This is a genomic window from Acidovorax sp. 69 (assembly GCF_002797445.1).
Lineage (GTDB): Bacteria > Pseudomonadota > Gammaproteobacteria > Burkholderiales > Burkholderiaceae_C > Acidovorax.
This window is the reverse complement of the sequence record NZ_PGEP01000001.1, coordinates 692,521-706,327: the sequence shown is the minus strand read 5'-3', so window position 1 is coordinate 706,327 and position 13,807 is coordinate 692,521. Positions and strand designations below refer to the sequence as shown.

At 66.5% G+C, this 13,807-nt stretch carries 14 protein-coding genes; 2 read left to right on the top strand and 12 right to left on the bottom strand.

Features of this window, described 5'->3' with window-relative positions; genetic code table 11:
- Nucleotides 1-47: 47 nt before the first annotated feature.
- The 10 genes from CLU85_RS03290 to CLU85_RS03245 all read right to left on the bottom strand — a co-directional run bounded on the left by CLU85_RS03290 (nt 48) and on the right by CLU85_RS03245 (nt 8,722).
- Nucleotides 48-1,202: an ABC transporter substrate-binding protein gene (locus CLU85_RS03290; protein ID WP_198509130.1), complete on the bottom strand. Its 1,155-nt coding sequence runs from the start codon at nt 1,200-1,202 to the stop codon at nt 48-50.
- A gap of 123 nt (nt 1,203-1,325) precedes the next feature.
- Nucleotides 1,326-1,955, bottom strand: a complete 630-nt coding sequence (locus tag CLU85_RS03285) for a TetR/AcrR family transcriptional regulator (protein WP_100409029.1) — start codon at nt 1,953-1,955, stop codon at nt 1,326-1,328.
- 137 nt (nt 1,956-2,092) lie between these two features.
- On the bottom strand, nt 2,093-3,190 hold the full coding sequence (gene paaE / locus CLU85_RS03280; RefSeq protein WP_100409028.1) for a 1,2-phenylacetyl-CoA epoxidase subunit PaaE: 1,098 nt from the start codon (nt 3,188-3,190) through the stop codon (nt 2,093-2,095).
- Nucleotides 3,191-3,224: 34 nt separating this feature from the next.
- The gene (gene paaD / locus CLU85_RS03275; RefSeq protein ID WP_100412352.1) at nt 3,225-3,779 is read right to left on the bottom strand and encodes a 1,2-phenylacetyl-CoA epoxidase subunit PaaD; all 555 of its coding nucleotides are present in this window, start codon (nt 3,777-3,779) and stop codon (nt 3,225-3,227) included.
- 14 nt (nt 3,780-3,793) lie between these two features.
- Nucleotides 3,794-4,570 (bottom strand): 1,2-phenylacetyl-CoA epoxidase subunit PaaC, encoded by a 777-nt coding sequence (paaC, locus tag CLU85_RS03270; protein ID WP_100412351.1) that lies wholly within the window; start codon nt 4,568-4,570, stop codon nt 3,794-3,796.
- Between the two features lie 11 nt (nt 4,571-4,581).
- Entirely contained in the window at nt 4,582-4,932 is a 351-nt protein-coding gene (gene paaB / locus CLU85_RS03265) for a 1,2-phenylacetyl-CoA epoxidase subunit PaaB (RefSeq protein ID WP_232727714.1), read from the bottom strand.
- Between the two features lie 115 nt (nt 4,933-5,047).
- Nucleotides 5,048-6,061 carry a 1,2-phenylacetyl-CoA epoxidase subunit PaaA gene (paaA, locus tag CLU85_RS03260; protein ID WP_100409027.1) on the bottom strand — a complete coding sequence of 338 codons (1,014 nt, stop codon included), beginning with the start codon at nt 6,059-6,061 and terminating at the stop codon, nt 5,048-5,050.
- Nucleotides 6,062-6,106: 45 nt separating this feature from the next.
- Nucleotides 6,107-7,414: a phenylacetate--CoA ligase PaaK gene (gene paaK / locus CLU85_RS03255; RefSeq protein ID WP_100409026.1), complete on the bottom strand. Its 1,308-nt coding sequence runs from the start codon at nt 7,412-7,414 to the stop codon at nt 6,107-6,109.
- A 31-nt stretch (nt 7,415-7,445) separates the two neighbouring features.
- Nucleotides 7,446-7,910 (bottom strand): hydroxyphenylacetyl-CoA thioesterase PaaI, encoded by a 465-nt coding sequence (paaI, locus tag CLU85_RS03250; RefSeq protein WP_100409025.1) that lies wholly within the window; start codon nt 7,908-7,910, stop codon nt 7,446-7,448.
- 8 nt (nt 7,911-7,918) lie between these two features.
- Entirely contained in the window at nt 7,919-8,722 is an 804-nt protein-coding gene (locus CLU85_RS03245) for an enoyl-CoA hydratase-related protein (RefSeq protein ID WP_100409024.1), read from the bottom strand.
- 144 nt (nt 8,723-8,866) lie between these two features.
- Between CLU85_RS03245 and paaN the strand changes: the two genes are divergently transcribed.
- Entirely contained in the window at nt 8,867-10,540 is a 1,674-nt protein-coding gene (gene paaN / locus CLU85_RS03240; RefSeq protein ID WP_100409023.1) for a phenylacetic acid degradation protein PaaN, read from the top strand.
- Nucleotides 10,541-10,697: 157 nt separating this feature from the next.
- Here paaN and CLU85_RS03235 read toward each other — a convergent pair whose 3' ends face one another.
- Both CLU85_RS03235 and CLU85_RS03230 read right to left on the bottom strand, forming a co-directional pair.
- Nucleotides 10,698-12,026, bottom strand: coding sequence for a sulfatase (locus CLU85_RS03235; RefSeq protein WP_100409022.1), 1,329 nt, complete (start codon nt 12,024-12,026; stop codon nt 10,698-10,700).
- A gap of 128 nt (nt 12,027-12,154) precedes the next feature.
- A complete protein-coding gene (locus tag CLU85_RS03230) occupies nt 12,155-13,108 on the bottom strand; it encodes a tripartite tricarboxylate transporter substrate-binding protein (RefSeq protein ID WP_100409021.1) in 954 nt (317 codons plus the stop codon).
- Nucleotides 13,109-13,228: 120 nt separating this feature from the next.
- Between CLU85_RS03230 and CLU85_RS03225 the strand changes: the two genes are divergently transcribed.
- Complete coding sequence (locus CLU85_RS03225; RefSeq protein ID WP_100409020.1) at nt 13,229-13,780, top strand: MarR family winged helix-turn-helix transcriptional regulator; 552 nt, start codon at nt 13,229-13,231, stop codon at nt 13,778-13,780.
- Nucleotides 13,781-13,807 lie beyond the last annotated feature (27 nt).

Sequence of the window (13,807 nt, the reverse complement as noted above, 5' to 3'; positions counted from 1 at the left end):
GCAGCAATGCGAGAGAGGGGGAAGGCGCGCAGCGCCTCAGGGGGTGCTTACGGCTGGTATTTCCAGGTGCCGTTCTCGATCTTGACCATCACACGGGCGCGCTGATCCAGACCCAGGTGGTCGTTCTCGGACATGTTGAAGATGCCGTGTGCGCCGGGCACTTCCTTGATCTGCTCCAGCGCATCGCGCAGGGCGATGCGGAACTCCACCGTGCCCGGCTTGGCCTTCTTGAGAGCCACCGGCACTGCAGCGGTCATCAGCACACCCGCATCCCAGCCATGGGCGCCAAAGGTGGAGACGCTGTCCTTGCCGTGGGCGGCTTCGTACGCGGCCACGTAGGCGGCGGCCGATTTCTTCACCGGGTGCGAGGCGGGCAGCTGCGAAGCCACGAGCACCGGGCCCGAGGGCAGGAAGGTGCCTTCCACATCCTTGCCGCCCACACGCAGGAAGTCGGCATTGGCCACGCCGTGGGTCTGGTAGACCTTGCCATTGAAGCCACGCTCCTTGAGCGCCTTCTGGGGCAGCGCAGCAGGTGTGCCGGAGCCAGCGATCAGCACTGCGTCGGGCTTGGACGAGATCATCTTCAGGGTCTGGCCCGTCACCGAGGTGTCGGTGCGCGCATAGCGCTCGTTGGCCACGATCTGGATCTTCTTGAGGGCTGCCGCCTTGCCGAACTCCTGGTACCAGCCTTCGCCATAGGCATCGGCAAAGCCGATGAAGGCCACGGTCTTCACGCCCGCATTGGCCATGTGATCCACGATGGCCAGGGACATCATGATGTCGTTCTGCGGCGTCTTGAACACCCACTTGCGCTTGGCGTCCATGGGCTCGACGATGCGCGCCGAAGCGGCCATGGAGATCATGGGTGTCTGCGCCTCGGCCACCACATCGATCATGGCCAGCGAGTTGGGCGTGGTGCTCGACCCCAGGATGATGTCCACCTTGCTCTCGCTGATCAGCTTGCGCGTGTTGCCCACGGCGGTGGTCGTGTCCGACGCGTCGTCGAGCACGATGTAGTTGACCTTTTCGCCCCCGATAGTGCGTGGCATCAGGGCCACGGTGTTCTTCTCGGGAATGCCCAGCGATGCGGCGGGGCCGGTCGCCGACACCGTGACGCCGACCGTGATGTCAGCCACGGCAGCGCCGCAGACCATGGCAGCGGCGGCAGCCACCAGCGCGAGTTGTGTGAAACGGAACAGCATGCTTTTTGTCTCCTGTGGATCGTTGTGAAGGAAGGGGAAAAGGTCAGCGCAGAAAGGCGCCCTGGCGGGGTTCCGGCTCTTCGCGGCCGGTGATTGGTGCACGGTGTGCGTGCCTTGGCATTGTCATGGACGGGCTGGCCTTTCGGCCAGAGGCGGCGGCATTCGCACGGCGGGAAAACCGCCAAAAAACAGGTCGGCCACGATGGGTGCCATGGTTTCGTAGTCCAGCTCGCCATCGGGCTTGAGCCAGGTGAACATCCAGTTGATCATGCCGAACAGCAGCATGGTCAGCGCCTTGGTCAGGCCTGCAGCGTCGGTGTCGGGGCGCATCTGCGCCAGCGCCTGGGCAAAAACGGCCACCACGGCGCGCTCCTTGCCCAAAATGCGTTCGCTGTCCTCGGGCTGCAAAAAGCGCACATCCTCGGTCAACACACGGTGGGCATGCTGGGCCTCGGCGTATTCCTCGACGAAGCGGTGGATCAGCTCACGCAGCCTTGCCTCGGGTTCGAGGTGTTTACCCTCCACCTCTTCTACCAGCGCCTGCAGGCGAGAGACATGGCCGTCAGCAATGTGCACCAGCAAGTTGTACTTGTCGCGAAAGTAGTGGTACAGCGTGGGCTTGGACAGGCCACAGGCCTCGGCCACCTCGTTCATCGACGTGGCCGGGTAGCCACGGCGGGCAAACAGCTCGGCGGCGTGGCGCAGGATCATTTCGCGCTGGTCGTCGTATCCGGGAGATCGGCCTCGGGCCATGGGCAGTTTTCCTTTGTATCCTGAAGTGAAGGGCCGCCATCTTGCCGCATGTTTTCGGCCACACCGTCCATACCATCGATACCGCCCTCGCAAGGAACGGGCATCGTGCGATACGGCATCCGCCAGCGCCATCACCCTTACCGCTCATCAAACGACAGCACCACCTTCTCCGAGAGTGGCCGACACTGGCAGGTGAGCACGAAGCCTGCGGCCACCTCGTTCTTGTCGAGCGCAAAGTTGCGTTCCATGCGCACCTCGCCCTCCACGCACTTCGCGCGGCAGGTGCCACACACCCCTGACGTGCAAGAGAACGGCACCTCCAGCCCCGCAGCCGATGCGGCATCCAGAATGCTCGCCTGGCCCTGGGAGAAAAAAAACTCGCGCCGCAGACCGTCGCGCACGATGGCGATGCGCGCGGTCTTGGCGTCACCGGGCAGGGCTTCGTGCACCACTGCGCCCACCTGTCCACCACCGCTTCCATTGATCGGCAGGGCCACGCCAAAACGCTCCACATGGATGCGTTCGGCCGCCACGCCGCCGGCCAGCAACGCGGCCTCGGCCTCGTCGTTCATCTGGAAGGGGCCGCAGATGAAGGCCTCGTCGATTTTCTGCGCGGGGATCAGGGCCTTGAGGAACTCGGCGAGCTTTTCGCGGTTGACGAACCCCATGTTCAGCGGCGCATCGGTCTGCTCGGCCGAGAACACGTGGTGCAGCACGAGGCGCGTGAGGTAGCGGTTCTTGAGGTCCTCGATCTCCTCCTTGAACATGGTGGACTGCAGCGTGCGGTTGCCATAGATCAGCGTGAAGCGGCTGCGTGGCTCGCGCGCCAGCACGGTCTTCATGATGGACAGGATGGGCGTGATGCCGCTGCCGCCGGCGATGCCCAGGAAGTGGCGCTGCGCACCGGGCTGCATGGGAACGAAGAATCGGCCCTGCGGCGCCATGACCTGCAGGGTGTCGCCCACCCGAAGTCGGGTATGGATCCAGTTGGAGAACACGCCGCCGTTGACCTTGCGCACGCCCACGCGCAGCTCGGCGTCGTCGACACCCGCGCAGATGGAGTACGAGCGGCGCAGGTCCTGGCCGCCGATGTCAGTGCGCAACGTGAGGTACTGGCCCTGGGTAAAGCCGAAGACCTCGCGCAACTCGGGCGGCACGTCGAAGGAGACGATGACGGCTTCGGCGGTGTCAGGCTCGATGGCGCGCACGCGCAGGGGATGGAAGATGACGCTCATGTCGGTGTCTTGTGTGGGGGCGAAGAAGGGGGCTTCACAACGGCTTGAAGTGCTCGAAGGGCTCGCGGCAGGCCAGGCAGCGGTACAGCGCCTTGCAGGCCGTGGAGCCGAAGGCGGACAGGCGCTCGGTCTGCAGACTGCCGCAACGCGGGCAGGCCAGCGCAGGCGCCACGGCGTTCGCGCGTGGCATGAAACGCAAGGGCACCTCGGTGCCCGGCGGCAGCGGGCCGGGCGGTGCGATGCCATAGGCCAACAGGCGCGCGCGGCCCTGTTCGGTGATCCAGTCGGTCGTCCAGGCCGGTGCGCGCTGCAGTGTGACGTAGGCGGGCCCCAGGCCTGCGGCCTCGATGGCAGCCAGCACGTCGTGCTCGATGACCTCGGTGGCTGGGCAGCCCGAATAGGTGGGGGTGAGCACCACATCGAGCGATTCGCCCGCCAGCCGCACGTCGCGCACGATACCCAGGTCGCGCACGGAGACCGCTGGCACCTCGGGGTCGAGCACACCGTCCAGCACCTCCCACGCACGCTCAATGCGCGACGGGGCCCCGCCCGGCTGCGGGGCATGTCCCCCGGCGGGCGTGTCGCAGATGGCGGGGGTGGGTGTCACCACACGCCTCCCGGAAAGCTGCGCTGCAGGTGCTGCATCTCGGCCAGGATGTAGCCCATGTGCTCGCTGTGCACACCGTTGCGGCCGGTGCTGCGAAAGGCCGATGCTTGGGGTGTCGCCAGGCTGGCGGCCGCAAAGATCTGCGCCATCTCCTCGGTCCAGGCGCCCTGCAGGTCGGCCCATCGGGGGCCCAGGCCCATGGCGTGGGCGGCATCGTCCACCGCGTCGGCCACAAACAGCTCCGGTGTGTAGCGCCACAGCGTGGTCAGTGCGGCTTCGGTGCGGCGACGCGACTCGGCGGTGCCGTCGCCCAGGCGCACCACCCAGTCGGCGGCATGCTGCTGGTGGTAGCGCGCCTCCTTGAGGGCCTTGCCAGCGATGGCGGCCAGCTCAGCATCGCTGGAGCCTGCCAGGCGCTGCCACAGCAGCTTGAGCAAGGTGGCGACCATGGCGTTGCGCACCATGGTGAAGGCGAAGTCGCCGCGTGGCAGTTCGACCAGGGTCGGATTGACGTAGTCGCGCTCGTCACGCAGGAAGGCCAACTGATCTTCGTCGTGCCCACTGCCTTCCAGCTGGCCCGCCCGGGTGAGCAGTGCGCGCGCCTGGCCCACCAGGTCCAGTGCCATGTTGGACAGCGCGATATCTTCTTCCAGGATGGGGCCGTGGCCGCACCACTCGCCCAGGCGCTGGCCCAGGATCAGGCAGGTGTCTGCCAGGCGCAGCACGTATTGAACGGACGGATCGCGGCTGATACAAAGGCTGGTTGCTTGCATGGTGGGTGCGCTCACATGTGGTCCACGGCCTCGGGCAGCACGTAGAAGGTGGGGTGGCGATAGACCTTGTCCTGGGCAGGATCGAAGTACATGTCTTTCTCGCCCGGGTCGCTGGCCACGATCTGGTCGGAGCGCACCACCCAGACACTGGTGCCTTCCTGGCGCCGGGTATAGACGTCGCGCGCCAGCTGGATGGCCATGCGCGGGTCGGCAGCGTGCAGGCTGCCGCAGTGTTTGTGGTCAAGCCCCGCCTTGCTGCGCACGAAGACTTCCCACAGGGGCCATTCGTTGGCGGGTGCAGGGGTGGGTGCAGCGGCAGCGGCCGTGCCTGGGGCTGGGGCGGTGTGGTCGGGATTGCTCATGGTGTGCCTGGTCCAATCGTTAGGGACGGTGAAACGCTCACTTATTGATAGCTGCTAGCGCTTTATTTATCTGCGCTGTAAGCCAATTTTGTTCAAAAGACCCAAAAAGGCCCGCTCACGCCACGGCACGCTGGGGCTGCGGCGCATGTTTGGCGGCGTGGGCCAGGGCAGCCTCGCGCACCCAGGCACCGTCGTCCCAGGCCTTGACACGGGCGCCCAGGCGCTCTTCGTTGCAGGGGCCGTCGCCGCCGATCACGCGCCAGAACTCGGACCAGTCGATGGCGCCGTAGTCGTGGGCCTGGCGCTCCTCGTTCCATCGCAGGTCCGGGTCGGGCAGGGTCACGCCCAAGACCTTGGCCTGCTCGACGGTGGCGTCGATGAACTTCTGGCGCAACGTGTCGTTGGACACCCGCTTGATGCCCCAGCGCATGGACTGCGCGGAGTTGGGCGACTGGTCGTCTGGCGGGCCAAACATCATGATCGACGGCCACCACCAGCGGTTGACCGAGTCCTGCACCATGGCGCGCTGCGCGTCGGTGCCCTTTTGCATCATGGTGAGCAGCGCGTCGTAACCCTGGCGCTGGTGGAAGCTCTCCTCGCGGCAGATACGCACCATGGCCCGCGCATACGGGGCGTACGAGCAGCGGCAGATCGGCACCTGGTTCATGATGGCCGCGCCATCCACCAGCCAGCCGATGGTGCCCATGTCGGCCCAGGTGAGCGTGGGGTAGTTGAAGATGGAGCTGTATTTGGCGCGGCCCGTGTGCAACGCCTCCAGCATCTGGTCACGCGAGGAGCCCAGGGTCTCAGCCGCCGCGTACAGGTACAGGCCGTGCCCGCCTTCGTCCTGCACCTTGGCCAGCAGGATGGCCTTGCGCTTGAGCGTGGGCGCGCGCGTGATCCAGTTGCCCTCGGGCAGCATGCCCACGATCTCCGAGTGCGCATGCTGGCTGATCTGGCGCAGCAGGGTCTTGCGGTAGTGCTCGGGCATCCAGTCCTTGGCCTCGATGAATTCGCCCGCATCGATGCGCGCGTCAAACTGTGCCTGGCGCTGCAACTCTTCGGCGCTGCGCAAGGTCTTGGCGTCGCCGCCGTCCTTGCCCATGGTGTCCATAGCCTGGGTGTACATGGTGATGTCCTTGTGTGCGGTGGATGCGGTGGGTGCGCCGGTGGCTCAATGCGGGCGCTGGTCGATCACGCGGCGGGCCTTGCCCACCAGCGTACGTTCAATGGAATCAGTGGCCAGCACCTCGACCTGGCAGGTGATGCCCACCAGGGTCTTGATGCGGTGCTGCACCCAGCCAGTGAGCTCAGGGCGATCGCCGTCAGAGATGCCCGGCTGCAACTCGCAGCGCACGGTCACGCGGTCGAGGTTGCCGTCGCGCGCAACGACGATCTGGTACTGGCCCGACAGTTTTTCGTTCTGCAGCACGATCTCTTCGATCTGCGTGGGGAACACGTTCACGCCACGGATGATGAGCATGTCGTCCGAGCGGCCCACAATCTTGCCCATGCGCCGGAACGCGCGCGAGGTGGGCGCTAAGAGGCGCGTGAGGTCGCGTGTGCGGTAGCGGATCATGGGCAGCGCCTCCTTGCTCAGCGAGGTGAACACCAGTTCACCCTCCTGGCCATCGGGCAGCACTTCACCGGTATCGGGGTCGATGATCTCGGGGTAGAAATGGTCTTCCCAGACCACCGGGCCGTCCTTGCTCTCGATGCACTCGCTGGCCACGCCCGGGCCCATCACTTCAGACAGGCCGTAAATGTCCACCGCATCGATGCCCGACTTGGTCTCGATTTCGCGGCGCATGGCCTCGGTCCAGGGCTCGGCACCAAAGATGCCGATCTTGAGCGAGCTTTCGCGCGGGTCCAGCCCCTGGCGCACGAACTCCTCGTTGATGACTTGCATGTACGAGGGCGTCACCATGATGATGCTGGGCCCGAAGTCGCGGATCAGCTGCACCTGCTTTTCGGTCTGGCCGCCGGACATGGGGATCACCGTGCAGCCCGCGCGCTCAGCACCGTAGTGCGCGCCCAGCCCCCCCGTGAACAGGCCGTAGCCATAGGCCACATGGACCATGTCACCCGCGCGCCCACCCGCAGCGCGGATTGAGCGCGCCACCAGGTCGGCCCAGGTGTCGATGTCTTTGCGCGTGTAGCCCACCACGGTGGGCTTGCCAGTGGTGCCGGACGAAGCATGGATACGCGCCACCTGCTCGCGCGGCACGGCGAACATGCCAAAGGGGTAGTTGTCGCGCAGGTCCTTCTTGACCGTGAAAGGAAATTTCGACAGGTCGGACAGCTGCTGGAGGTCGGACGGGTGAACCCCCTTGGCATCGAACGCGCGCCGGTAGTGCGGCACATTGTCGTAGGCGTGCTGCAGCGTCCAGCGCAGGCGCTGCAGCTGCAGTGCCTGGACCTCGTCACGGCTGGCGGTTTCGATGGGCTCCAGGTCGCCCGGAGCGGGTTGGCGCACGGCCATGGATGTCTCCTGTGGTTATCGGTGTGAGCGTTCAGCGGGCAGCAGTGCCCAGCGGCACGGTGGGCCGGCCCTTCATGGCATACGAGCGGCCGCGCATCACGGCAATCGTCTCGCCGCGCTGGTTGTGCACGTTCACGTCGTACACGCCAGTGCGCCCCGCCAGGGAAACTTCGTTGGCCACAGCCGTGAGGTGATCACCCTCGCGCGCTGGCGCCAGAAAGTCGATCGACAGACCCGAGGCCACGGTCATCTCGTTGCGCGCATTGCACGAAAAGGCAAACGCCGAATCGGCCAGCGTGGTGATGAAGCCGCCGTGGCAGATGTCAAAGCCGTTGAGCATGTCGACACGCACGGTCATCTCCAGCGTGGCCCGCCCGGGGCCGATAGACATGATGGCGATACCCAGGCCTTGCGTGGCGCGGTCATTCGCAAACATGCCGCTGCGCACATGCTCGGCAACGGCCTCTGGGCTTGTCAAAGAAGTGGTGGAGTCCATGGGCGGGTTCAGCGGTCAGTGAAAGTGGGTGCGCGCTTGCCGATGAAGGCCTCGACGCCTTCGCGGTAGTCGGCGGATGCGCCCAAGGTGCGCTGCACCGCAGCCTCTTGTGCCAGGGCCTGGCCGAAGTCCATCTGCGTGGCGGCGTCCATGGCATTGCGCGTGGCGACCAGCGCCTTGACGGGCATGGCGGCCAGGCGGTGGGCCAGGGCCTGCGCTTCGTCCTGCAGCGCTGCATCGTCCACGCAGCGCCAGATCAGGCCCAGGCGTTCGGCGTCGGGCGCAGGCAGCTTGTCGCCCAGCAGTGCCAGGCCCAGGGCCTGCGCGCGGCCCACCAGGCGCGGCAGCAACCAGGTGCCGCCGGTGTCAGGCACCAGGCCAATCTTGGTGAAAGCCTGAATGAAGCTGGCCGAGCGCGCCGCCAACACCAGGTCGCAGCCCAGCGCCAGGTTGGCCCCGGCGCCCGCAGCCACGCCATTGACGGCCGCAATCACCGGAATCGGCATGCTGCGGATGCGCTGGCACAGCGGGCCATACAGCTTGCTAATCACGCCACCCAGATCCTTGGGCGTGGCGCCGGGTGTGAGGTCGGGCGCTACCGCCGGATCGGCCAGGTCCTGCCCCGCGCAGAAGGCACGGCCCGTGCCCGTGAGCACCACGCAGCGCACCTCGGCGTTGGCCGCTGCCGCCTCCAGCGCGGCCAGCAGTTGCGCGTGCAACTCCGCCGTGAAGCTGTTGAGCGCAGAGGGCCGGTTGAGCGCCAGCGTTTGCACGGCGCCCGATTGCGTCACGAGGACCAGGGGTTCGGACATGGATGTTCCTGCCTACCAAAGTGGGAGAAGCTAGTTTTGATCGATCGCAAACATTATTGACCGACCGTTCGGTAGAGAATAAACTTTCCACAACCCTGACGCAAGTCAAACCGATCAGGGCAAACCCTCACCGGAGACAAATTGATGCCCTTGTTCGATACCCACCGCGCCCTTCTGGACGGCGCCCTCAACGCCCTTGCCACGCGCGGCCACTGGACACCCTTCCCCGAATCGCCCTCGCCCAAGGTCTATGGAGAAACCGGCCAGGCCGATGGCCAGGCAGCCGTCAACGCCTTGCTGGGCAAGGACTACCCGCTGCTGCAGCCCGGCGAACGGGGCCGCCTGGCCACCGAGCGCTCGCCCTACGGCGTGGCACTGGATGTGCGCTACCCCGACTGCGATGTGCAGGCGCTGGTAGCTGCGGCCCAGGCCGCCGAGCCCGCCTGGCAGGCGCTGGGCGCGCAGGGCCGCGTGGGCGTGCTGCTGGAGGCGCTGGTGCGCATCCACCGCCGCAGCCACGAGATCGCACACGCTGTGATGCTGACCACCGGCCAGGGCCCCATGATGGCCTTCCAGGCCGGCGGCCCCCATGCGCAGGACCGCGCACTGGAAGCCATTGCCTATGCCTGGAAGGCCATGGCCGACGTGCCCGGTGAAGCGCTGTGGGACAAGCCCCAGGGCAAGAACCCGCCACTGGTGATGCAAAAACACTACGAGGTCGTGGGCCGCGGCGTGGCGCTGGTGGTCGGCTGCGCCACCTTCCCCACCTGGAACACCTACCCCGGTCTGTTCGCCGCCCTGGCCACAGGCAACCCCGTCATCGTCAAGCCCCACCCGAATGCCGTGTTGCCCGCCGCCATCTCCGTCAGCATCCTGCGGGACGTGCTGGCCGAGCAGGGCCTGGACCCGAATACGGTCACCCTGGCCCTGAGCCCGCGCGCCGAGGACACACAGGCCCTGGCCACCCACAGCGCGGTGGCGAGCATCGACTTCACGGGCAGCAACCAGTTTGGCCGCTGGCTCATCGACCATGCCCGCCAGGCCCGTGTGTATGCCGAGATGGCCGGGGTGAACACGGTCATCATCGAATCCACCGACCAGTACGCGGCCATGCTGCGCAACCTGGCGTTCGCGCTGTCGCTGTTCAGCGGCCAGATGTGCACGACCACGCAAAACATCCTGGTGCCACGCGGTGGCATTGCAACCGACGAGGGCCCCAAGAGCTTCGAGCAGGTGGGTGCAGACCTCGCCGCCGCTGTGACGGAGCTGGCGTCCAACCCGCGCGTGGCCACGTCGGTGCTGGGCGCCTTGGGCTCACCCGACACACTGGCCCGCATGCAGCAGGCCAGCGGCCAGGGTCGCCTGGTGCTGGCATCGCGCGCCCTGCCACACCCCGAGTTCGCGAATGCACAGATCCACACGCCGGTGATCGTGGCGCTGGAGCAGGCCGACAGCGCCATCTACAGCCAGGAATGTTTCGGCCCCGTGTCATATCTGGTGGCCACCGATTCCGGTGCCGCCAGCCTGCAGGTGGCCGAGGCCACGCTGCGCGAACACGGCGCGCTGACCCTGGGCGTGTACTCCACGGACCGTGGCTACATCGACGCCGCCGTGGCCCTGGGCCGGCGCACGCGTGTGGCCCTGTCCATCAACCTCACGCAGGGAGTGTTCGTGAACCAGTCCGCCTCGTTCTCGGACTACCACGCCACGGGTGGTAACCCGGCCGCCAACGCCAGCTACACCAACCTGGCCTTCGTGGCCGACCGCTTTGTGATCGTGCAGCGGCGCGAGCATGTGGCCGCGCCGGCTGCAGCGTGAAGAAGCTATCAAACCCATTGATGGCGCGCGGTCAAAGCCAGGGCCGCCGCGCAAGGGCCGCCCCGCCGCACTGACTGCGTCCCCCTCACCGAATGGCGCAGTCATTTAAGAGAAGGGGGACTGCGCGAAGCGGCGCAGGGGGGTTGTTCCTGCTGCTTCAGCGCTGCGGCATGTCCTTGACGGAATAACCGAGGCTGACCGTGGCATCCCCGGGAATGACCGGCATGGTGGCGTTCCACGCGTCCCATGCCGCCCGCATGGCCTGCAGCCGCTGGGGCTCCACGGGGCCCCGGTTGGCACGCTCGCGCTCGTCCTGTGACAGGTCAAACAGGTAATCGTTGCCATCGACGCGCAGGTACTTCCAGTCGCCCTGGCGCATGGCACGCTGGCCCCGGTGGTTCATGCGCCAGAACAGCGCGGGCTCGTTCAGCGCCGATGCATTGCGCAGCAACGGCATCAGCGAGCGGCCGTCGAGCGGGTAGTCCGCATGTGCGGCCACACCGGCAGCATCGAGCATCGTGGCCGACCAGTCCATGGTCATGCAGGTCTGCGCGCTCACGCCGCCGGGGGCGATCACGGCGGGCCAGTGGGCGATCCAGGGCACGCGGATGCCACCCTCCGTCAAATCCATCTTGCCGCCGACCAGGGGCCAGCTGTCCGAAAAGCGCTCGCCGCCGTTGTCGCTGGTGAAGACGACCAGCGTGTTGTGCGCCAAACCTTGCCTTTCCAACAACGCCATCAGGCGGCCGATGCCCTCGTCCATGTGGTGGATCATGCGGCGGTAGGTCTCGATGTTGCCGCCGTGCAGGTGGAACAGATTGCCCTTGACCTCCTGCGCCAGCGCTTCGTCGTCGCGCGTCTCCCACGGCCAGTGGGGGGCCGTGTAGTGCAGACTCAGGAAGAAGGGGTTGCCTGCCTGTGCACCCGGCGCCATGCGCTCCACGTAGTCGAGCGCATGGTCAGTGATGAGGTCGGTGAGGTAACCGTCCTGCTGCTTTTCCGCCTCGCCCAGATACAGGTCGTGCTGGCCGCCCGAGCTGCAGTGCGTGAAGTAATCCACCCCGCCCGACATGGGCCCGAAGAACTCTTCGTAGCCCGAACGCAGCGGCCCGAACGCTGGTGGGTAGCCCAGGTGCCACTTGCCCATCAGCGCCGTGCGATAGCCTGCGCCTTGCAGCAGCGAGGGCAACGTGGGGTGCTCGGGCGGCAGGCCCAGCGTGTTACTGCCCCGGCTCTTGCTGTTGATGGGTTCCTCGGCCGCGCCGCGCAGGCGGTACTGGTAGCGCGCCGTCATCAGCGCAAACCGCGTGGGGGAACAGACCGGCGAATTGGAATAGCCCTGGGTGAGCTGGAGGCCGTTGGCGGCCAGGCCATCGAGCACCGGCGATACCGGGCCGAAACCTGCCTCACGCCCGCCGTAGCAGCCCAGGTCGGCATAGCCGAGGTCGTCGGCAACGATGAAGATGATGTTGGGGCGCTGGGACATGGGCGTTTTACGGGGCGGCGTTGCACTCGGTGCATAACAACTGTTCGGCCTGCGCTTGTCGAAGCCCTGCGCGGCGCTTCGGCAGGCTCAGCGTGAACGGTTGGGTGTTGGGTGAAAGCAGATGGACATCAAGGTTTAAAGCCAGAGCGTTGCACCACGGGCGCCCACTGCGCACGGTAGGCCTTGAGCATCGCCTCGGTCTGCGCCATGGTGGCCACCACGGGCTCCATCTTGGCGGCTTCGAACTTGCGCTGGGTGTCGGGGTCTTTCATCACCTCGACAATCAACCCGGACAGGCGTTCGGCCTGGGCCTTGGGCATGCTCATGGGGGCAAAGAAGGTGTTCCAACCCGTGGCGGCCAGGTCCATGCTGGCTTCCTTGAACGTGGGGATCTTGGCGTCCAGGGGGCTGCGCTTGGCGCTAGACACGGCCAGGATGCGGATCTTGCCGGCCTCGTGCTGGGGCAGCAGGGTGTCGAAGGTGTCGAACGCCACCGGCACCTGGCCGCCCAGCAGGTCGTTGAGCAGCGGTGCCGAGCCCCGGTAGCCCACCACCTCGGCGCGCACCTTGGCGGCATCGCCCACCATCAGCCCAAAGAAATGCGGCAGGCTGCCTGTGGCAGGCACGCCAAAGTTGGCCTTGTCGGGGTTGGCGCGCAGCCAGGCCATCAGGTGCGGTAGCTCCTTCACGGGCACGGCGCTGGCCACGGCCACACCAAATTCGTAGCTGTTGACATGGCTCACAGGGCGGAAGTCGCGCTCCGGGTCATAGCCCGCATCCGGGAACACGAGGGGCGCCACCAGCATCACAGCCGGATTGGCCAAGAGCAGTGTGGGCTGGTTGGCCGGTGCGGCCTTCACGGCCTGGGCCGACAGCCGACCGCCTGCGCCGGTCTTGTTCTCCACGATCACCGGTGTGCCTAGCTTGGTGCCCAGCTTGTCGGCCACGATGCGGGCCACGCGATCGGTGGCGCCGCCGGGGGCGTAGCCGACCACGATGCGCAGAGGCGCCTCCTGCGCCTGCACCAGGGACGCAGAGAGGGCCAGCGTGGCAGCCAGCACCGAAACAAGGGGTTTCCACATGGTCAGGGTCTCCAGGGCATGAACGAAAGAAAACCAACGCCGGCTCGCGCGGGTTGATGGACCCACTGTATTGGCCACACAATCAATTGATCTAATCAATTCTTGCCCGGAAATACCCTGATGCCCGAGCCTGCCCCGGCGCCCCATGCCCCCGCCCCGCCCGGCCACCGCCTGACCGACCCCATGGCCGCCAATGACCTGCTGATGTACCGCCTGAACCGCCTTCTGGCCGTGGCGGGCAGTCTGGTGGTGCGACTGTGCGAAGGGGGCTATGGCATCACGCGGCGCGAGTGGGGCCTGCTCATGGTGCTGACCCAGCAACCAGGCATGCCACCGGCTGAACTGGCGCAGCGCCTGGGGCTGGACCGGGCCCGCACCTCGCGCGCCATCACCTCACTGCTGGCCAAGAAGCTGGTCACCCGCGACGCCATGCCAGGCGACCGGCGCCAAGCTGTTTTGTCGCTCACACCTGCAGGGCAAGCCGTGCACGACGGCCTGTTCCCTCAGGTGAAGGCACTCAACCAGGATCTGTTGGCCGGCCTGGACGCGCAGTCCGTGCAAATGCTGGACCTGGCGCTCGCCGATATGCAGCAACGCGCCGAGGCGCTGGTCACCACGCGCACCGATGTACCTCGCACCTATCGCCTACGGGGCGGTCGGCACACCGACTGAGCGCCGGCACCTTGTCGGTCTGCAGAT